Raw genomic sequence first — 19920 nt, forward strand, 5'->3', positions numbered from 1 at the left:
ATGAAACCCATCGCCCTAAAAAACAATCAGACGATTGCCGTTTCGGATATTCCCGAAACCGATTACGATACTTTTTTTAGCGTAAACACTGGGCTGATTGTCGGCCATCCGGAGTGCCACTGCGTTAACTACTTTGGCTATACCATTGCCGAAAAGGTGAAGTTGATCTGCTGCGTTGCCGATGACACTACCCACCAAATACAGGTATCCTCGTGCTTGGTTGATCCTTCGAAGGAGCTGCCCTCGTTTACCTCCAAATGGTTGGGGTTCGAAAGATTTGAGCGCGAGATTCACGAGAACTTTGGGATTAAATTTATTGGCCATCCTTGGTTAAAGCCTGTTCGCTATGCCAATAATCGACACGATAAGAGTAAGACCATTGCCACCTACCCCTTCTTTGCCATCGATAGCGAGGAGCTGCATGAAGTTGGCGTAGGCCCAATCCATGCCGGGATAATTGAGCCGGGCCACTTCCGGTTTATCTGTAACGGCGAACAAATCCTGCATCTCGAAATACAGTTGGGATACCAACATCGGGGCATAGAGAAACTTTTTCTCGAGAAGAAAACATTGCTTCAGCGCACAATCTTAGCCGAGAGCATTGCCGGCGACACAGTAGTTGGCCACACCACCGCTTTCGCACACGTTTGGGAAAGCTTGTGCGGATTCACCCCAACTCGGGATATTGAATACGCCCGCACCATTGCCCTCGAGATGGAACGTATTGCCATCCATGCCGGCGATTTAAGCGGTGTTTGCACCGATATTGCCTACCAACTGGGCAGTTCGGTATTTGGGAGACTGCGCACACCCATTATCAACTTTATGCAGGAGTGGGGCGGCAACCGATTGGCAAAAGGATTCGTTCGCCCAGGACGTAATAAATTTCCGTTTACTCCAGCTCTGGAACATAGGCTTAGAGACATGTTCAGCGCCTTCGAGCCCGACTTCAATGAGATGAACGAGGAGATGTTTAAGCTCCCCAGTGCAATATCACGATTTGAGCGCACCGGACGAGTTTCCTACGAAGATGTTCTCTCCATTGGAACCGTAGGTATGGCGGCCCGCATGAGCGGTCTAAACCGCGATATTAGGTCTTCCCATCCGTTTAGCCTCTACCCCGAACTTCAGCACCAGCCCATCATCAAGCATCACGGCGATGTGTACTCTCGTGTGCAAATAAAGAAAGAGGAGGTTGGGCAATCGATAAGCTATATTCGAACGCTGATTCAAAATATCCCGGAACCAAACCCACAACAGGCACTGCTGGATTCACCAAAGCCCAATTCGTTTACCCTATCGCTGGTAGAAGGATGGAGAGGTGAAATTTGCCACTGCGCCATTACCGATAGCAAGGGCGATTTGTTGCTCTACAAAATCAAGGATCCATCGTTTCACAACTGGCTTGCCCTTGCCCTTTCGGTTAGGAACAACGAGATTTCCGATTTCCCCGTTTGCAATAAGAGTTTTAACCTCTCCTATTGTGGACACGACCTTTAAAAACACGACCCGCTATGCTCAATAATATAAAAATCCTATACCATCAGGGGAAACAGTTTATTCCCGATGTGACCACTGCAAAGGTTCCCGGAATATTCAGGGGTAGGCCGGTAATTAGCCTCGAAAAGGTTAATGAAACCGAACTGGTGGAGATGTGCCCTATGAATGCGATTACGGCCAATCCGGTTACTCTCGATTTGGGTAAATGCAACTTCTGCGGGGAATGCGCCATGGCGTTTCCTTCCAAAATTACATTTACCACCGACTATAAGATATCCTCCAACGAGCGCGAACGATTGATTATTAAGGAAGGTGACGAAAATCCGGTAGAAGTTAATCCCTCAACCGTTCGGAAGGAGATCCACCGTCTGTTTGGCAGCTCGCTTAAGCTCCGCCAGGTAAGTGCCGGAGGAGATGGCAGCTGCGAGTGGGAGTTGAATGCATCCAACAACGTTCAGTTCGACATGGGCCGATTTGGTATCGAGTTTGTAGCCTCGCCACGCCACGCCGATGGCATTGTGATTACTGGCCCTATCAGCAAAAATATGGCCGAGGCAGTTCAGATTTGCTACGATGCAATTCCCGACCCTAAGATTATTGTGCTGGTGGGCACCGATGCCATCAGCGGTGGTGCTTTTGCCGGCAGCGAGGCCTTGGATCGCAGCTTTCTCGACAGGTATCCCGTCGACCTATACATTCCGGGAAATCCTGCCCATCCGCTAACGATTATAAACGGCCTGCTCGATTTGACGCGGAAGCGGTAATTGGAAACCTGTCTAGGTTTTGCAAAGGCTAGAGATTAAATATGATTATCCACGGCTGAAACCTGCGGTAAATGCCTATTACAGCAAACTGAACTCATTCCAATTTATTACCGCCAAAGCAGTAAAACACCTTTACTCTGCATACAATTCGTAGCAAAACACATCATTATGCCGCTATGGCAGTATTTTTAGCGTGTTAGATTTGCTTTGCTATATCAAATAGCCTATATTTACCGCTATAACAATACAGGCATGCTCGAACCTCAAACATTGGCAAACGCAATAAAAATGCACCGAAAGGCTGCTGGCCTAAGCCAGTTGAAACTTTCTGAGATGGCAGGCGTTGGGAAAACAGTGGTTTTCGACCTCGAAAAAGGGAAGGAAACCATTCAACTCGACACCCTGCGTAAAATACTACAGGTGCTCAACATCAAAGTAATGCTTACCAGCCCGCTTATGGACCAGCAGTCATACAATGAGAAAGGCTAACCTATTCGTGAACGGCAAAGAGGCCGGAACGCTTACCGAGTTGGAACTCGGTAAGAAATACCGCATTGAATACGCCGAAGGCTATTCGGGTGCTCCCATTTCGCTTACCTTACCGCTGGTTCAGAAAACGTATGCATTCGATTCGTTCCCTCCATTTTTTGATGGCCTGCTACCGGAGGGATACCAGCTGGAAGGTCTTCTGAAAATTGGCAAGGTAGATCGCAACGACCTATTCTCTCAGCTTATTGCCGTAGGCGACGACTTGGTTGGCAACGTAACCGTAAAGGAGGTATTGGCATGAACCGTTGCCCAATTACCTACCAACTTTGCGGCAATCGCCTATACAGCGAGAAAGGACTAAAACTCCTCTCGCCTATATTAAAGGACCTTGCGATGCTCGATTTTTCAGCCGAAGGACTACGAACCGAAGCCATGATGAGGGCAACAAAAATGTCCATTCAAGGCGTTCAGCCCAAACTCAGCGCAATACTAAACATTAAAGCGGGACAGTTCGAAATTACCGATAAAAACGGACGGTATATCCTCAAACCTCAACACCATATATTTCCAGAACTTCCTCAAAACGAAGACCTCACCATGCATCTGGCCGCCATCGTTGGAATAGACACTCCCCTACATGGCTTGGTGTATGCCAATGATAGCTCGCTTACATACTTCATCAAACGTTTCGACAGAAAGGGCCAGAAAGATAAGCTTGCAGTGGAAGATTTTGCCCAGCTGGCCGGCATGAGCCGCGATACCAAGTATGGGTATTCCATGGAGAAGTTGGTAACCCTGCTGGACAACTATTGCACCTTCCCTGCCATTGAGAAAGCAAAACTTTTTAAGCGCGTAATCTTCAACTACCTTATTGGCAACGAAGACATGCACCTCAAAAACTATTCGGTAATTGTAAGGGATGGTAAGGTGGAGCTGGCACCAGCCTACGATCTGTTGAACTCAACCATTGTTCTAAAAGGTGACATCGAAGAGATTGCATTAAGCCTCAAAGGCAAAAAGAGCAACCTGAACGCAGATGTTCTTATCGGCTACTTCGGTAAAGAGCGCTGCGGGCTGACCGACAAAACGGTTGAAACGACGTTGACTACAATAATGCAAGCCTTTCCTGCATGGTTCAACCTAATTGACGCAAGTTTCCTCTCCTCGGAAATGAAGGAAAGATATCGAACACTTTTACAGAAGCGAATCAAGACGTTAGGCCTGGAATAGAGTAAAAAGCCTCGACGCCGGAGTTCGGAACTTCAAAGCCGGAGTAAAAAGCCTCGACGCCGGAGTTCAGAACTTCAAAGCCGGAGTAAAAAGCCTCAACGTCGGAGTTCGGAACTTCAAAGCCGGAGTTAAAAGCTTCGACGTCGGAGTTCGGAACTTCAAAGCCGGAGTAAAAAGCCTCGACGCCAGAGTTCGGAACATCAAAGCCGGAGCAAAAAGCCTCAACGTCGGAGTTCGGAATATAAAAGTTAGTGTAAAGTCTGTGGCTCGCTTTCCAGATGGGCAGCATGCCCATGCTGCCAGTTGGTGTGCTTGACTAAACTGCGGTTATTACACCTTTCTGCAATACGCCTGTGTTGGGTTCATTGGCAGCCATGCGCAGCAAACGGACGAAACGTCCGCTCGAGCAATGTACATTTTCCTCTGATAATCAAAATGTGAATCACAGATTAGTCATATGCTATTACTTTAATAAACACATCTTTAATCTCATTTGAACAATCGAAACGAAACAAGTATTGTGTAGTTTCTTTATATGCAGTTAGATCACTGTAACTTTTACACTCACAACCAATACTCGGAATAATTTCAATGATTAGCGTTTTGTCGAATACCTTTGAAAAGAAAAGAGTGTATCCCCCATTAAAAGTATTGTTAAAGGTTTTATGGATTTTTGTAGAATAAAATCCTTTGAAATCTCTTAATTTATCAAGACTGTCTATTTTAGTGATCAGTTGGTTTTCACTTATATCTATTCTCTCTATCTGTCCTATCTCTTTAAAAAAGTTAACATTATCAATATAAACGATAGTGTCAGAGACAAACAATCCTCCTTTTACAACAACATTCGGCTGGGCATTCACATAACGAAACGCCTTCAGATAAAGGTCTAAGTCTTTATTGTCTACGTCTTGTGCATACGAAACCTTAAGCAAGAACAATAGAAATAAAGATAGAAGTGTTATGTTTTTCATTGTTTAGATTTTAAGAATTTCTGATCAAGAAAACAAATAAAGGTTGCATTTATCAATGCTGAAGGTTAGGTGTCGAATATATCCCACAAGCAAAGTCAGTTGGTCTATTTGTAATTCGTATTACACAATTTTCCCTAAAAGAGCATACGTTTCGTCCGCTCCCATCAACCTCACACAGCGTAAATATAGTAAAACCACCTGCATAATGCATATGCTGCCGCTTCGAATACTGGACTAAACTGCGGTTATTACACCTTTCTACAATACGCCTATGTTGGTTTCATTTGCAGCCTTGCTCAGCAAACGGACGAAACGTCCGCTCGATCAATGCGTATTCACCAACACATCCCTACCCAAATTCAACGGATTGCTGCGCTTGTAGGCAGAGCGAATATGGCGCTGAATTACTGGGTTGCTCTTATCAACTTGATTTGGATTGGCGAGGTAAGCTATGAGCAGCTGGTCCACCTCGGCGTAGGTGGCGGCACCTAGCTGGTCAAGGTCGCTGTTGGTAATGCCCAGACCATCGGTGGGCACGGCATCGATACAACTATGCAATGCAGCCTTCTCCCTCGGGTTTGTCAGTTCGCCATCCACAAGGTATTGTGAGAGGCCGTATACCTCGGTTTTCCAAAGGGTTTGAATCATTCCGTAGTCGCCCACATCGCCGTGAAGGGTCCAGAACCCTAAAAGGAATTCTGTGTAATTGTCGGTGGAGAGCACCATTCCACCGTGCTTTTGGGCTAAGTCGTAGAGGTGAACCATCCGCATCCGCGCCTTAATATTACCCATGCGCAACTTGGTAGTAAGGTCGGTGCCAATGGGCTGCTCATACTCGCATGCAGCGCGCACAGCGAAATACTGCTCGGTAAGGTCAATGGCCTTAAAGTCGGTGCAGAATGCCTCGCCAATGGCAGCGCCACGGTCGATCTCCTCCTGCTTGTTAGTTTCGATGGTAATGCTGCGGCCAATAAGCGCCACGCCTAGCTGGCGGCAAACAGGTGCTGCCAAGGCGGTGCAAATGGCGGAATCGATTCCACCCGATTCGCCTATTACTAATGATTTAAGGCCATACCGCTGAATATAGGTCGACAGCTCCTTTCGGATATTTTCAGCAACTTGCTTGTAGTTTAACTGCTCCATAGCTATTGATTTATTGTTCGTAAGCACATTTCAATCTCCTCGGGAATACCGGTATGCTTTCCCTCAACATCGGAGAGCTTTACCGTGGGCACAAAACTACTCCAACCTGCGGGTTTTGCAGCAAAAAGTTTTATAACCATATTCAGTGGCTTCACCCCAACATCGTTGGAGAGGTATGTCCCAATTCCGTAGGCTTCATGAATTCGTCCATTCACGTAGGCCTTAATCTCCTTCACCTTCTCCATATCGAGACCATCGCTGAAAACAATGGTTTTGGTCTTTGGGTCGATGCGGTTCTTAACGTAGTGGTCAATCACCTTGTCGGTAAACTCTAGTGCATTACCGCTGTCCCACCTTACCCCATCGAAGAGTTTGGAATACTTGGTGGAAAAACTCTGTAAGAAATTGTCCGAAGTGTAAGTGTCGGTGAGCGCAATGCCTAAATTCCCTTGGTAAACATCTACCCAACTCTCGAGGGCCATCGCGTTGGCCATGCGGTAACCGTAATGGGCGCCGTGATACATAAACCACTCGTGGGGATGGGTTCCTAGGGGCGTAAGATCGTGCTTCATGGCAAGGTAAACATTGCTGGTTCCAAGCAGATTTTTGCCCATATGCGCCTTGAGCAATCCTACCATATTATCCTGCACTTCGAAGGAGAAGCGGCGACGGGTGCCAAACTCAGAAACCTCGGCTCCCATGTTCACAAACTCCTGTGCCTTTGCAACAATGCGCGGTTTGTAATCGTCGGTCTTCTGCCCTGTCATTTTAAAGTAAAGTTCCGAGATTATGGCCATTATTGGCACCTCCCACAGTACGGTGCGATACCACAACCCGCGGATCTCAACCTCAAGGCCGGTGCCCTCCTGTGTGATGGTTACCTCAGCCGGATTGAAGCGGTAGCCTTTAAGTAGGTCGATAAATACCGGTTCAAAGAAGTAGCACTTCTTACGCATATACTCCTCCGCCTCGGCAGTAAGACTTAGGCTACTCAAGGTGTCTACCTCTTTGCGCAGTGCCTCAGCAAATCCTTTTGGGAATGGAGTCTTTCCCCTATTCACAAAGCGGTAGAGAACCTCAGCGTTGGGAAACTTCTTTTGAACGGCGTTCATGGTGGTGAACTTGTAGAGGTCGTTATCGAGCAGGTCTCTAATTATCATAACCCAAGGTTTTAAAGGTTTATGTTGGTAGAATTGGTAATAACAGCACCCATTGCAAGTGCTCGTTGGTAAATTGGGTCGGCTATTTGCTCAAAGCCGGGTACGTTGGACATGCAATCGTTGAGGATTACCAGCCGCTTCATTAAGTCGGGATAGGCAAACAGCTGCTTAATGGTATTGGCAACGCAGTGGCTTTTTGCCTCTCCAGCAACGAGAATCCTATCAAAGGTTTTCAGCTTCATCACCAGTTCAACATTGAGCTGAGTTTCCGGTGCACCATCAATGGGTACGTTGGATCGTAAGGCTCCAAAGTGCTCGGTAAATGGGTTGGTTCCCTTCACCACAAGCTGGTAAAAGCGACCTTGGCTGGCCCATTGATTTACCGCATTCATAATTTCGGGAACGATGGCAGCGCCTTCACTTCCCATCAGGCAATGCTCGGGCCAAATGGTATGGGGAAATTCGCCCTGCACATCGAGCGCATTTAGATACTGTAAAACCAACTCTTTTTCGAAGCGAGGAATCCAAACTCCCGAAACAATATCAGCATAAGTTATTCCGGTAAACGGTGCAGGAAACTCGCCCTTCCCATTACGCCAGAAACCGGGATGGGCAATATCCATTACCTGATGGTTGTCCTGTGTTAGAATAATGGCGTTGAGCAGCCCGCTATTGGTATCAATAAACGTCGAAAGCCTTGCTACATCGTGCTCGGCACCGGGAATGTAGAGCGAGCCGGTCGGCTTGCAGAAATCGTTCTGCATGTCGATAATGAAAAGTGCTGTCTTCATAATCGAGAGGTTTTTGGTTTATATTTCGAAGTTGAAACCGCGCTCGGTCAACTCTTGGTATTTTGCCTTATCGAAGCTGTAGTATTTGGCTCCCTTATGTGGAACACCGGTAACGGATTCGTCGTGATCCACAATTACACCTGTGCCCATAATCTTCTTGCGGAAGTTGCGCCTATCTAGTTTCACCTCAAGTATGGCCTCGTATAGGTTTTGCAACTCGGGCATGGTAAACTTTTCGGGAAGAAGTTCAAACCCGATTGGCTGGTAGCGTATTTTTCCCTTAAGCCTGGTGCGTGCTACGCGAAGCATATGGTCGTGGTCGAAGGCAAGTGCGGGAACCTTAGATATTGGGAACCACTCAGCCTTCCCGGCGTCATCGCCAGCCGTAACCTTATAATCCGATAGCTTAATTAGCGCAAAGTAGGCAACGGTAATTACCCTGCCGCGAGGATCGCGGTCCACTTCGCTAAAGGTGTATAATTGCTCTATGAAAACATTCTCAATTCCGGTCTCCTCTTGCAGCTCGCGGCGAGCGCAATCATCGGCGTTTTCGTCCATGTTCAAGAAACCGCCTGGCATAGCCCATCGTCCCTTGTATGGTTCAATGGCGCGTTCAATCAGAAGAACTTTGAGTTCCCCTGCATCGAAACCAAATATTACACAATCGGTGGTTACTGCTGGTCTTGGATAGTCGTAGGTATATGCACCTTTAATTGCCTCCATAATCTTTGTGTTGACTCTACGCAAAGAAAGAAACAATTATTCACATAGCAAAGTATTGTTGCGTATTTTTTACGCAAAGAAGTAAATTGGGTGGGGGGTAACCTGTGGCGGTAGCTGCACTTAGTAGAAAGGTAAATCGACTTACTTGCGTGGTGGCTCATTTGCAGCCATAGATAGTCACCGAAAGGTGGCCAGAGTTTGCTCGCCCTTTTTGGCGTGTAATACCCCCGTTTCTTTTGCATTAAATCCATCGGCTGAACAATCGAAACTCCTTCCTCCCCCATCTTTTTGATAATAATTGGTCCTATTAACCCCAGATTTGTAATGGGAACGCTGCTGTTTATACCACTAATTTTCAGCATTGCTGTTCTACTTTGTATTAGTTAATATCATCACTGTATGACGTTTAAAGAACACGGTAGAGGTTATGATGTACCGCCAAACCCGAATATATTCAACCTGAGAAGGTAAATAGTGCAAACGTTTGTGGAAATCGATGCTTAGTCGCCTTAACTTTCGTTGAAATACGATTAGCCACAAACTACCCCTTGCTATGAAAAGAATAATACTAATCTGCTTTGCAATTCTCTTCCCTGCGGTAATATTTGCCCAGCAAACTATTAGCGGTAGGGTTACAGATGAAAGCGGCAGTACGATGCCCGGAACTAACGTGTATATAAAGAGCACATTCAAGGGAACAACAACCGACCTGGATGGCTTTTACACCATATCGGTCAATAGCACGGATACTGTAGTGTTTTCAATGGTGGGGTTTAACCGATTGGAAATTATACCAGGCAATCGAACCACCATCGACATAGTTCTTAAAACAAGCAGCAGACAACTCGACGAGGTTGTGGTTATTGGTTACGGAACATCCAAGTCGAGGGATCTTACAGCACCAATCGTTACCATAAAATCGGAGGAAATATCGAGGCAAACCACCGCCAACCCAGCACAGGCACTACAAGGGAAGATGGCAGGGGTAACAGTCACCAACAGCGGAGAGCCGGGCAGCGCACCTCAAATCAGGATTAGAGGAGTAGGAACAGCCCTCGCAACGGGATCGGGTCCCCTTTATATTGTGGATGGTATTGTGGTAAGCAACATCAGCTTCCTAAACAATAACGACATTGAGTCTCTCTCCGTATTGAAGGACGCATCGGCAGGGGCAATTTATGGCGTTCAAGCGGCCAACGGTGTTGTGCTTATCACAACGAAAAAAGGGAAGATAGGCGAGCCTCAGTTCAACTTTTCCGCCTACGCTGGCGTGCAGCGCGCAACCAACTTAGTTAAGATGGCCAACACCACGCAATACATCGAGTTGCTGAACCAGCGCTCAGGCCTTACTGGTGCAGGCAACACCTTCGATCCGACAAACTTCCCCGTTTCTACCCAATGGTATAAGGCGTTACTTCGAAACCCATTTATTTCCAATGTGGAATTTAACGTAAGCGGAGGTGGTGAGAAGAATCTATACTCATTTGGTATCAGCCATTTCTACCAAGACGGACTTATCGAAACCAAAAATAAAAATAACCACTACGACCGGATAAATTTTAGGGCAAAAAACGATTATACCTTCAACAGCCATATAAGCGGTGGATTTGGCCTGATATTTTCTCGCAGCCTAAACATTCCAACTAACAACTATGCACTTTTTCAAGCATATGTAACTCCGCCTGCCTTTGGGCCAAAAAATCCTGATGGCACTTGGTCAGACCCAACAGCGTTGGGCTTCTCTGGTCCATTTGCAAATCCTGCAGCATCGGTTTACTACTACGATGACCGCACCGAGGAGTATAGCATGTTGCCTAACGCCTACCTCGCGCTCAAATTCAACGACGACCTAACCTTTAAAACCACCTTCAGCGGCGACATCGGCTTTTCTCTGCAGCGAAACTATACGCCTACATACTACGTGTCGGGGCTGCAATCGAACAAGACGAGCAATCTAGCCAAGAATAACAACTTCCGCAAAAACATTATATGGGATAATACCCTCGATTATTCGAAAACAGTAGGGAAAAGCGATTTTAAGTTTATGGTGGGCAGCTCCATCCAAGAGTTTTACGATACCTACCTCTCCGGAACGCGCTACAACGTGCCCTACCTCTCCGACGCCACCCTTTTCCTCACATTGGGTGATGATGGAACTCAACGAGCATCTGATGGTGGAAACAAAAGCAGAGTAGCCTCCTTCTTTACACGGGTTGGATATAGTTTCAATTCCAAATATCTCATTACTGGAACTTTTCGTGCCGATGGCTCTTCAAAATATGCCAACAACCAATGGGGTTATTTCCCCTCAGTTGGACTAGGATGGATACTTAGCAATGAGAATTTTTTGAAAGACAACACATATATCAACTTTCTAAAGATCAGGGCCAGTTGGGGTAAATTAGGGAACAGTAATGTTCCTGCAAATTCAAGCGTTACCTATGGCGGACCTGTGGATGGAGGGATTTTCGGTGGAAACAACTACATACCCGGACTTACCTTCTCTACCGTAATTAAATCGCCCCTAAAGTGGGAAGTTATTGAGGAATACGATGCCGGCTTTGAAGTTTATGCCTTCCATAGTAGAATGAACCTAGAGGTGGATTACTACACTAGAGTTACCAACGATGCCGTATTTAACGCACCAGTTCCAGGCATTACGGGAACCGATAACCTACTTGGCAACAACGGTAAAATACAAAATAACGGTTTAGAGTTGGTGCTGGGATGGACCGACCAAACCGAAGATGGTAAGATAAAATACAACGTTAGCGCGAACTTCGCCACCATTCACAACGAGGTATTGGAGATCAATAATCAGGCAGGAGTACTTTATGGCCCGCAGTTGCTGAATGGATCTTTCATTACCAGAACTATAAAAGGTAAGCCAATTGGATCGTTCTACGGCTATGATGTTGTCGGAGTATTCCAATCAAATGCCGATATTGATGATTACAAGAGCGCTAATGGCACTATTCTTCAACCCGACGCCATTCCCGGCGACTTAAAGTTTGCAAACACCAATGGGGACGATATTATCAATGGAGACGACAGAACCTACCTCGGAAGCCCCGTTCCTAAGTATACCCTTGGTTTAAATGGGGGTGTTACCTACGGAAGTTGGGATATCTCAATTGCAATACAAGGCGTGGCCGGGAACAAACTTTTTAACTTTAAGCGCGCCAACAGGAACGCTTTCCCTGATGCCAACTACGACTACGACTTTTACCAAAATCACTGGGATGGAAAAGGTTCCTCCAGCGTATATCCTTCTGCGGCTCTTACCAGAAAGAACATACAACCCAACTCCTTCTTTGTGGAATCGGGAAGTTACATTCGAATAAGATCGCTGCAATTTGGCTATACTATTTCCGAAAAGATAGCCAAGAAAGTAGCCTTCAAGAGTGCTCGGGTATACCTAAATGCTCAAAACCCGCTCACCATTTTTGGCTATAACGGCTTTACCCCAGAAATTGGAGGTAGGCCAACCTCAACAGGTATCGACGAGTCCACCTATCCGCTATCGTCTATTTACACCTTTGGAATCAACGCATCCTTCTAAACCGAAAAGCCATGAAACAAATACTATCATATAAAAAGAGATTCTCCATTCTGCTTTTGGCGGCTGGGATTACCTCGGCCACGCTGATTGTTTCCTGCGAGAAATATCTCGATGTGCCCATTGAGTCGCAACTACCATCCGACTATACCAAGGAACTAACCCCCGATGAAGCGTTCCAGTATGTAAGTGCAGCCTACGGAGGCATGCGCAAATGGGGCGTAAGCGTTTTCCCATACATCGGAATGTTTGAAGTAACCTCCGATGACGCCGATAAGGGCAGCACCGCCGATGACTCGCCCACTATGCTTGAACTGGACAAGTTCCAATTCGATGCCAACAACGACCTCATTGCTAGCTACTGGAACGATCACTACTCCGTTATAAGCACCTGCAACTATGCCATCACAACACTGAAAAAGTTAAAGTTCACCGACACCACCGCACGAGACCAGATGGTTGCTGAGGCCAAATTTATTCGGGCGTTCATGTTTCTTCGGATGAATATAGCTTACGGTGGCGTTCCAGTGGTAGATACCCTCCAAACCGTGGAAGGCTTTGCCACGGTTGCTCGCTCCACCAAGGAACAGGTATTCGCATTCATCGAAAAAGATCTCTCAGAAGCCATCCCGTTTCTACCCGAAGCCTACTCTTCTGATCAAGTAGGTCGTGCCACCAACTGGGCAGCAAAGGCTTTGCTTGCTCGCACCTATATGTTCGAGGAAAAATGGCCCGAATTGAAACTTATTACTGATGAAATCATAGGGTTAGGACCATTTTCCCTTTATCCTAACTACTATCGACTTTTCCGTATCGAGGGTGAGAGTTCCTTCGAATCAGTATTTGAGATTCAAAATTCATCCATGAATCAAGGAAAATACCGCTGCGAATACGCCTTTGTGCAAGGCCCCCGGAACAATTTTGCACAGATGCAAGGCTGGGGTTTTTGCGTTCCTTCCCAAAAGTTAGTTGATTTCTTCACGTCTAGGGGAGATAATATCCGCAAGGCTGCCACCGTTTTGCCGAGAGGATTTAGAACCGCCGAGGGAGATTCGATCAATGCGGGCTGCCCCAACCCCTACTACAACTTCAAGGCATATACGCCCAAAAAATACAACACGGTTGATTACGGACTCGATCAAAACATCCGCTACATCCGCTATGCCGAAGTTCTCCTCATGAACGCAGAAGCCGCCTTGCATGCAGGAGGCGATGCTGCCACCCCATTCAACGAGGTTAGAAAAAGAGCGGGTCTCACGGAATTAGGATCCCCTACCCTTCAGGATGTTTGGGATGAAAGGCGGGCAGAGTTTGCGATGGAAGAGTTCCGCTTCTTCGACTTGGTTCGGACCGGTCAGGCAACCGCGGAATTGGGATCGCTGGGATACATTAACGGAAAAAACAACCTGTTCCCCATTCCCCAAACCCAAATTGACTTGAGCAATGGCGTTCTTCTTCAAAATCCTGGTTATTAATGCTTAAAAAACTACCATACTACTTTTTAGCCTCGCTGCTGATTCTTGCAGCTTGCTCCAAGTCCGAAGACGACACATCTCCGGTAGATATTGACACACCCGATACTTGTGTCAAGTTGGAGAACTACGTGGAGACAATAACCGATGATGCCCTACTCAATAAGGTGCAGCAGCAAACGTTAAAATATTTTTGGGATTTTGCCGAACCCAACTCAGGGATGAGTAGGGAGCGGAATACCTCTGGGAACCTTGTTACAACCGGGGGCACAGGGTTTGGCATTATGGCCATAATAGTCGGTGCCGATAGAGGCTTTGTTACTCGCGACGCCGCCACCGACCGCATCCTTAAGGTCTTCAACTTTCTTAGCAAGGCCGATCGGTTCCATGGGGCTTGGCCACACTGGATGGATGGAACAACCGGCAAAACCATTGCCTTCGGGACCAAGGATAATGGCGGTGATTTGATCGAAACCGCGTTCCTCGTCCAAGGAATCATTGCCGCGAAAGAATACTTCAGCGCTGCCACTCAAAAGGAGGATAGCCTGCGCAGAATGGCCGACTCCCTCTGGTATAAGGTAGAATGGGATTGGTATACTAACGGGGAAAACGTTCTTCTTTGGCACTGGTCCGCCAACTATAGCTTCGAAATAAACATGCACATTTCGGGATGGAACGAAGGTCTTATTACCTATGTGCTGGCCGCATCATCGCCTACCCATCCAATTTCCAAATTAGTTTACGATAACGGATGGGCTAAGAATGGTGGTTTAAGGAACGGAAGAATTTTCTATGGAACAAAACTCCCACTTGGTCAAGACTTTGGTGGTCCGCTATTCTTTTCCCATTATTCTTTTCTGGGGTTAGATCCCCGAGGACTATCCGATCAGTATGCCAACTACTGGGAGCAAAACGTTAATCACAGTAAAATAAATCACAGTTACGCAGTGGCAAACCCATATAGTTTCTGTCACTACTCCGACTCGTGCTGGGGCTTAACCGCAAGCGACGATCCAATTAGGGGTTACCAAGCTCATGCTCCCTATCGAAACGGTGGCGATGACAATGGAACCATTACTCCTACCGCTGCGCTATCGTCGTTCCCATACACTCCTGTAGAGAGCATGAAGGCATTACGGTTTTTCTACCATCGGTTGAACAGTAAAGTGTGGGGCACCTATGGTTTTACCGATGCTTTTAACCTTAGCCAGAAGTGGTATGCCAACTCCTACCTAGCCATAGACCAAGGCCCTATTGTGGTTATGATTGAGAATTATCGTACAGGATTGCTATGGAACACTTTTATGAAAAATCAAGATATAAAGAATGGATTATCAAAATTAGAATTCACAGTTATCAACTATCAATTTTATTAACTAAACACTACGATTATGAAGCACACAAAGTTTTTCTTGATGGCTGCAATAGGACTTGCAGTGTCATTTGCAAGCTGCTCTAAGGACGACAGCGACAATAATGACGATAACAACAACGTTACCAACATTGCAGATACTGTGGCCGTGAACAACCTCATAGCCTACTTTAAGTTCAACGGCGATGTGGTTGACAAAAAAGGACAAATAGCAACCAACAACGGGGTAACATTCACAACCGATCGTTTTGCCACAGCCTCCAAGGCCTACAAGGGTGGTGCTGCCGCCTATGCCGAAGTAGTTCCATCTGCAAAGCTAAAAACAATGGCAAGTATGACTTACAGCGTTTGGTTGAGATCCCAAAAGCTCGATGGTGGAGCAGCCTTCATCTTTACCCTTATCGATCCAGCAATTGACTGGAATGCGGGTATTGGTCTATGGCAAGAGGGAGATAACAGAATGGATACCCTCAGATTTAAAGGTTTTACCATGCACAAAAGTTCGGCTGTATATACTTGGCTCGACACTAAATATGGCAAAACTGACAAGACGCTTTTCCCTACCAGCAAATGGTTCCAAGTTGCCTACACCTACAACTCCAGTGATGGAATCCGCGCTTTTTATCTAAATGGTAGCAAAGTTCTTCAGGATACCATTAAATTCGTAGATGCCCCAATGGGTGCCATTACTATTCCTGCTACTGCAACAAACTTTTTCATCGGTAAAAATCCTAATACTTCCCAAGGTTGGATTGTCAACTACTTGGGCGATATGGACGACCTTCGTTTTTACGACAAGGCCCTTACCAGTGGTCAAATTGACGCACTCTACAGAGGTGAAAAAGATGCTGAAGGTGAGTAATGCTTAGGTTTTAGATAACGTTTTACACTCAAGGGGGTGTTCGGCTTTCTAAACGACACACCCCCTTTTTTTTCAACAACCCCTCTTTCTATTAATCATGAACAAGCTTAGAATTCTATTTATCGCTATTGCCCTTCTGCTGGTGGGGTGTCAATCGGCAAATAACGTTAGACTTACCGACGAGGCTCTAATGGATACTGTTCAACGCCAAACCCTTAAATACTTTACCGACTTTGCACATCCAATCTCCGGAATGGCCCGGGAGCGCAGCGACGAGTGCAACTATTCCAATGAAGTGGTAGCAACCGGAGGAACTGGTTTTGGTATTATGGCCATTATTGTTGGTTCGGACCGAAAATTCATTGACAGGAACCAAGCCGCCGACCAAATTCAAAAAATTGCAAACTTCCTAGATACCTGCGATCGATACCATGGTGCATGGTCGCATTGGTATAACGGATCTACTGGAAAATCGTATCCTTTCAGCCGTACCGACAACGGGGGCGATTTGGTCGAAACGGCCTTTCTCATACAAGGGTTACTCACCGCCAGAGCCTATTTTAACCTCGATAATAACCAAGAAACTACCCTGCGCAACAAAATCACAAAACTATGGCATGAGGTTGATTGGAACTGGTATACTAACAACTCAGATTCACTCTACTGGCACTGGTCGCCTACCTTTAGCTGGGCTATGAACATGCCAATCAAAGGCTGGAACGAGTGTTTAATTACATACGTGCTCGCCGCTTCTTCGCCCACTCATCCCATCGATACAAATGTATACCACAGCGGTTGGACTGCGTCCAACCACTTCCGTCTTGAAAAAAGTTACTATGGGCACGAGCTTGCCCTTGGCTTTCCATACGGTGGACCACTTTTTTTTGCTCATTACTCATTTCTAGGTTTGAATCCAAAAGGACTTAAGGATAAATATGCCGATTACTGGCAACTTAACCAAAATCACGCATTAATCAACTATAATTACTGTGTCGACAACCCGCTGAAATTCAGTGGATACGGAGAAGAGTGCTGGGGTCTTTCAGCCAGCGATGATTACGAGGGTTATGTGGCTCACTCCCCCACCAACGACCGCGGTGTGATAAGTCCAACTGCAGCACTAGCCTCCTTTCCATACACACCCCAGCAAAGCATGGACGCCCTGAAACATTTTTACTACAACATGGATGGCAAAATCTGGGGTGAATATGGTTTTACTGATGCATTTTCAGATGAGAAAAATTGGTATGCCAACAACTATTTAGCCATCGATCAAGGCCCAATTGTGGTGATGATCGAGAACTATCGCTCCGCGAAAATATGGAATCTATTCTCCTCCATTCCCGAGGTGCAACTGGGGCTCGAACGCCTTGGTTTTACATACACTGGAAAATAACCAGTTTGAACCCATGACAGACGATAGAAACTATAAAATATAAGCACCATGAACTGGAAATTAAGCATAGCAATTTGGTTAGGTGTTTCGGGTTATCTTGGAACGCTACCGTCGTGCAGCCCAAACTCCTCGTCACCGGATAGAGTTTATGAGCAAAAGGCCGATTCAATCTTAAAACTAATGACCCTTGAGGAAAAAATAGGGCAGCTGTCGCTCTTTACCAGCGATTGGGACGTTACCGGTCCGGTGATCAACAACAACTATAAGCAGTTGATAAAGGAGGGTAAGGCTGGGGCGATTTTCAACGCCTTCTCCGTTGATTATGTTAGGAGTTTGCAGAAGGTTGCCGTTGAGGAATCGAGGCTGAAAATTCCCCTCCTCTTTGGCTACGACGTTATTCATGGCCATAAAACCATCTTTCCCATACCCTTGGCACAGTCGTGCACTTGGGACATGGAATCCATTGAAAAATCGGAGCGCATTGCCGCTTCCGAAGCCACCGCCGAGGGAATAAACTGGACCTTTTCCCCTATGGTAGACATATCCCGCGATCCCAGGTGGGGCCGGGTAATGGAGGGATCTGGCGAAGACGTTTGGCTTGGAAGTAGCATTGCCGCAGCCCGAGTGAAAGGATTTCAGGGTGACAATTTAGCTGACCCGAACACACTGCTAGCCTGCGTAAAGCACTTTGCGGCATACGGAGCACCCGAAGCCGGACGCGACTACAACACGGTGGACATGTCGCAGCAATCGCTCTTCGAGAACTATTTGCCACCCTATAAGGCGGCAATTGATGCAGGCGTAGGCTCCGTAATGACTTCCTTTAACGAGATAGCAGGAACACCATCCACCTCTAATCCTTGGCTTTTAAATGAGCTCCTGCGCAAGAAGTGGGGATTTAAGGGATTAGTGGTTACCGATTACACCTCCATAAATGAACTGATTCCCCATGGAGTTGCCACCGATTCGGCCGAGGCAGGTATGCTCGCCATAAACGCAGGGGTTGATATGGATATGCAGGGCAATATTTACAACAGGCATCTCATTCAGCTGGTAAAGCAGCAGAAGGTATCCAAGGAAACCATCGACAATGCGGTGATGCGCATTTTGGTGGCCAAGTTTAAGTTAGGTTTATTCGCAGATCCCTACCGCTATTGCAGCAATCAACGGGAGAAAACGGAAGTATTGACGATCGAGAATATTGCTTTTGCTAGAAAATTCGCATCAAAGTCATGCGTCTTACTCAAAAATCAGAATCAGCTGCTGCCCCTCCCCATCACGCTCAATTCGGTGGCGGTTATTGGTCCTCTGGCCGATGCAAAGCAGGACATGCTTGGCAGTTGGTCGGCAGCGGGCGATGGCAAGCGCTGCATTTCCCTACTCGAGGGTCTTAAGAATACACTTAACTCCGAAACAAAGATTGCCTACGAAATAGGTTGTGCCGTAAACGACCAAAGCACTGCCGGATTTGCAAAGGCAGTTGCAGCAGCTCGAGGAGCACAGGTAGTTATCCTTGCCCTTGGCGAAACCCGCGATATGAGCGGCGAGGCGGCTAGCCGATCGACCATTTCACTGCCGGGCGTTCAGCAGCAACTGGCCGAGGCCATAATAAAAGCAAATCCTAAAACAGTGGTGGTTCTCTTTAATGGCCGTCCGCTGGCTATTCCCGAACTCGACTCCATTGCTCCTGCAATTCTGGAGACTTGGTTTGGAGGCACCGAAGCCGGAAATGGGGTGGCCGATGTGCTGCTCGGAAAATACAATCCATCGGGTAAACTTACAATGACCTTTCCACGCAACGTTGGGCAAATCCCGATCTACTATAACCACAAGAACACCGGACGACCCATTGATCCATCAAAGGTAGAAAAGTATAAATCCAAATATCTCGACATTGCCAATACCCCGCTATATCCCTTTGGGTATGGACTTAGCTACACAACCTTCGACTACTCCAACGCGGTGCTTGATAAATATGAGTATACCGCTGAGGACACCATTGTCGTTCGGATTAGCGTAATGAATTCAGGAAAATTTGATGGCGAAGAGGTTGTTCAACTGTATGTGCACGATCTAGTTGGTGAGGTAACTCGTCCTGTTAAGGAGTTAAAGGGTTTCAGCAAGGTACTTATTCCAGCCGGAGGCAGCACCACGGTAACTTTTAAACTAACTGCAAACGATCTGCGCTACTACCACAGCAACATGGATTATAAGTTCGATCCGGGACAGTTTGAGATATTGGTAGGGACCAACTCCGATCAAACAAAAAAAGTGAATTTTTCAATCAAATAGGGTTTCATAGTTTATTGGGTTTAGGATTAGGTGGTTTCGTCCGGAGGGTTTGCTCTCCGGACGATTCTTTTTGCTTAATCGCATTAACCTTCCCGCGGACACAAACATGTTGTCAATTATTCACAAACCATCCTCGCGAAAATAGAACCAAACCCTGCACTATAGTGGTTGGGGCGTAGACATGATTAGCACA

17 protein-coding genes are annotated in these 19920 nt (G+C 46.6%); 11 read left to right on the forward strand and 6 right to left on the reverse strand.

The genetic code is table 11. From position 1 onward, the window contains the following. From BLS65_RS10700 to BLS65_RS10720, 5 genes are all read left to right on the forward strand, one after another. Entirely contained in the window at window positions 1-1500 is a 1500-nt protein-coding gene (locus BLS65_RS10700; RefSeq protein WP_092438807.1) for a hydrogenase large subunit, read from the forward strand. 14 nt (window positions 1501-1514) lie between these two features. Further along, the gene (locus BLS65_RS10705) at window positions 1515-2264 is read left to right on the forward strand and encodes an NADH-quinone oxidoreductase subunit B family protein (RefSeq protein ID WP_092438809.1); all 750 of its coding nucleotides are present in this window, start codon (window positions 1515-1517) and stop codon (window positions 2262-2264) included. 252 nt (window positions 2265-2516) lie between these two features. Continuing rightward, complete coding sequence (locus tag BLS65_RS10710; RefSeq protein WP_092438841.1) at window positions 2517-2753, forward strand: helix-turn-helix domain-containing protein; 237 nt, start codon at window positions 2517-2519, stop codon at window positions 2751-2753. Further along, window positions 2740-3054, forward strand: a complete 315-nt coding sequence (locus BLS65_RS10715; RefSeq protein ID WP_092438811.1) for a HipA N-terminal domain-containing protein — start codon at window positions 2740-2742, stop codon at window positions 3052-3054. The genes BLS65_RS10710 and BLS65_RS10715 overlap by 14 nt, the downstream gene beginning before the upstream one ends. Further along, the gene (locus BLS65_RS10720) at window positions 3051-3983 is read left to right on the forward strand and encodes a HipA domain-containing protein (protein ID WP_092438813.1); all 933 of its coding nucleotides are present in this window, start codon (window positions 3051-3053) and stop codon (window positions 3981-3983) included. Before BLS65_RS10715 ends, BLS65_RS10720 begins: the two co-directional genes overlap by 4 nt. Here BLS65_RS10720 and BLS65_RS10725 read toward each other — a convergent pair. The 6 genes from BLS65_RS10725 to BLS65_RS10750 all read right to left on the reverse strand — a co-directional run bounded on the left by BLS65_RS10725 (window position 3961) and on the right by BLS65_RS10750 (window position 8774). Beyond that, complete coding sequence (locus BLS65_RS10725; RefSeq protein ID WP_125869844.1) at window positions 3961-4272, reverse strand: hypothetical protein; 312 nt, start codon at window positions 4270-4272, stop codon at window positions 3961-3963. The two genes, BLS65_RS10720 and BLS65_RS10725, sit on opposite strands and share 23 nt — an antisense overlap. A 160-nt stretch (window positions 4273-4432) precedes the next feature. Continuing rightward, the gene (locus tag BLS65_RS10730; protein WP_092438818.1) at window positions 4433-4957 is read right to left on the reverse strand and encodes a hypothetical protein; all 525 of its coding nucleotides are present in this window, start codon (window positions 4955-4957) and stop codon (window positions 4433-4435) included. A 324-nt stretch (window positions 4958-5281) separates the two neighbouring features. Then, entirely contained in the window at window positions 5282-6100 is an 819-nt protein-coding gene (nadE, locus tag BLS65_RS10735; RefSeq protein ID WP_092438821.1) for an NAD(+) synthase, read from the reverse strand. A gap of 2 nt (window positions 6101-6102) precedes the next feature. Beyond that, entirely contained in the window at window positions 6103-7260 is a 1158-nt protein-coding gene (pncB, locus tag BLS65_RS10740; protein ID WP_092438823.1) for a nicotinate phosphoribosyltransferase, read from the reverse strand. 11 nt (window positions 7261-7271) lie between these two features. After that, window positions 7272-8051 carry a cysteine hydrolase family protein gene (locus tag BLS65_RS10745; protein WP_212590536.1) on the reverse strand — a complete coding sequence of 260 codons (780 nt, stop codon included), beginning with the start codon at window positions 8049-8051 and terminating at the stop codon, window positions 7272-7274. A gap of 18 nt (window positions 8052-8069) precedes the next feature. Continuing rightward, window positions 8070-8774: an NUDIX hydrolase gene (locus BLS65_RS10750; protein ID WP_092438827.1), complete on the reverse strand. Its 705-nt coding sequence runs from the start codon at window positions 8772-8774 to the stop codon at window positions 8070-8072. 553 nt (window positions 8775-9327) lie between these two features. Between BLS65_RS10750 and BLS65_RS10755 the strand changes: the two genes are divergently transcribed. From BLS65_RS10755 to BLS65_RS10780, 6 genes are all read left to right on the forward strand, one after another. Continuing rightward, window positions 9328-12336, forward strand: coding sequence for a SusC/RagA family TonB-linked outer membrane protein (locus tag BLS65_RS10755; RefSeq protein WP_092438829.1), 3009 nt, complete (start codon window positions 9328-9330; stop codon window positions 12334-12336). Between the two features lie 11 nt (window positions 12337-12347). Then, window positions 12348-13808 (forward strand): RagB/SusD family nutrient uptake outer membrane protein, encoded by a 1461-nt coding sequence (locus tag BLS65_RS10760; RefSeq protein WP_092438831.1) that lies wholly within the window; start codon window positions 12348-12350, stop codon window positions 13806-13808. Then, window positions 13808-15181: a glucoamylase family protein gene (locus tag BLS65_RS10765; RefSeq protein WP_092438833.1), complete on the forward strand. Its 1374-nt coding sequence runs from the start codon at window positions 13808-13810 to the stop codon at window positions 15179-15181. Before BLS65_RS10760 ends, BLS65_RS10765 begins: the two co-directional genes overlap by 1 nt. A 15-nt stretch (window positions 15182-15196) precedes the next feature. After that, on the forward strand, window positions 15197-16039 hold the full coding sequence (locus BLS65_RS10770) for a LamG domain-containing protein (RefSeq protein ID WP_092438835.1): 843 nt from the start codon (window positions 15197-15199) through the stop codon (window positions 16037-16039). A gap of 94 nt (window positions 16040-16133) precedes the next feature. Then, complete coding sequence (locus tag BLS65_RS10775) at window positions 16134-17435, forward strand: glucoamylase family protein (RefSeq protein ID WP_394331458.1); 1302 nt, start codon at window positions 16134-16136, stop codon at window positions 17433-17435. Between the two features lie 48 nt (window positions 17436-17483). Beyond that, window positions 17484-19727 (forward strand): glycoside hydrolase family 3 N-terminal domain-containing protein, encoded by a 2244-nt coding sequence (locus BLS65_RS10780; RefSeq protein WP_170830084.1) that lies wholly within the window; start codon window positions 17484-17486, stop codon window positions 19725-19727. The last annotated feature ends 193 nt before the right edge of the window (window positions 19728-19920 follow it).

It is taken from the genome of Williamwhitmania taraxaci, from assembly GCF_900096565.1.
GTDB classification, from domain to species: Bacteria; Bacteroidota; Bacteroidia; order Bacteroidales; family Williamwhitmaniaceae; genus Williamwhitmania; species Williamwhitmania taraxaci.

Excerpts from the sequence above, each read along its gene's own strand:
- BLS65_RS10700 (WP_092438807.1), top strand. The coding sequence starts at position 1 with ATGAAACCCATCGCCCTAAAAAACAATCAGACGATTGCCGTTTCGGAT.
- BLS65_RS10705 (WP_092438809.1), top strand. The coding sequence starts at position 1,515 with ATGCTCAATAATATAAAAATCCTATACCATCAGGGGAAACAGTTTATT.
- BLS65_RS10710 (WP_092438841.1), top strand. The coding sequence starts at position 2,517 with ATGCTCGAACCTCAAACATTGGCAAACGCAATAAAAATGCACCGAAAG.
- BLS65_RS10715 (WP_092438811.1), top strand. The coding sequence starts at position 2,740 with ATGAGAAAGGCTAACCTATTCGTGAACGGCAAAGAGGCCGGAACGCTT.
- BLS65_RS10720 (WP_092438813.1), top strand. The coding sequence starts at position 3,051 with ATGAACCGTTGCCCAATTACCTACCAACTTTGCGGCAATCGCCTATAC.
- BLS65_RS10725 (WP_125869844.1), bottom strand. The coding sequence starts at position 4,272 with ATGCTGCCCATCTGGAAAGCGAGCCACAGACTTTACACTAACTTTTAT.
- BLS65_RS10730 (WP_092438818.1), bottom strand. The coding sequence starts at position 4,957 with ATGAAAAACATAACACTTCTATCTTTATTTCTATTGTTCTTGCTTAAG.
- nadE (WP_092438821.1), bottom strand. The coding sequence starts at position 6,100 with ATGGAGCAGTTAAACTACAAGCAAGTTGCTGAAAATATCCGAAAGGAG.
- pncB (WP_092438823.1), bottom strand. The coding sequence starts at position 7,260 with ATGATAATTAGAGACCTGCTCGATAACGACCTCTACAAGTTCACCACC.
- BLS65_RS10745 (WP_212590536.1), bottom strand. The coding sequence starts at position 8,051 with ATGAAGACAGCACTTTTCATTATCGACATGCAGAACGATTTCTGCAAG.
- BLS65_RS10750 (WP_092438827.1), bottom strand. The coding sequence starts at position 8,774 with ATGGAGGCAATTAAAGGTGCATATACCTACGACTATCCAAGACCAGCA.
- BLS65_RS10755 (WP_092438829.1), top strand. The coding sequence starts at position 9,328 with ATGAAAAGAATAATACTAATCTGCTTTGCAATTCTCTTCCCTGCGGTA.
- BLS65_RS10760 (WP_092438831.1), top strand. The coding sequence starts at position 12,348 with ATGAAACAAATACTATCATATAAAAAGAGATTCTCCATTCTGCTTTTG.
- BLS65_RS10765 (WP_092438833.1), top strand. The coding sequence starts at position 13,808 with ATGCTTAAAAAACTACCATACTACTTTTTAGCCTCGCTGCTGATTCTT.
- BLS65_RS10770 (WP_092438835.1), top strand. The coding sequence starts at position 15,197 with ATGAAGCACACAAAGTTTTTCTTGATGGCTGCAATAGGACTTGCAGTG.
- BLS65_RS10780 (WP_170830084.1), top strand. The coding sequence starts at position 17,484 with ATGAACTGGAAATTAAGCATAGCAATTTGGTTAGGTGTTTCGGGTTAT.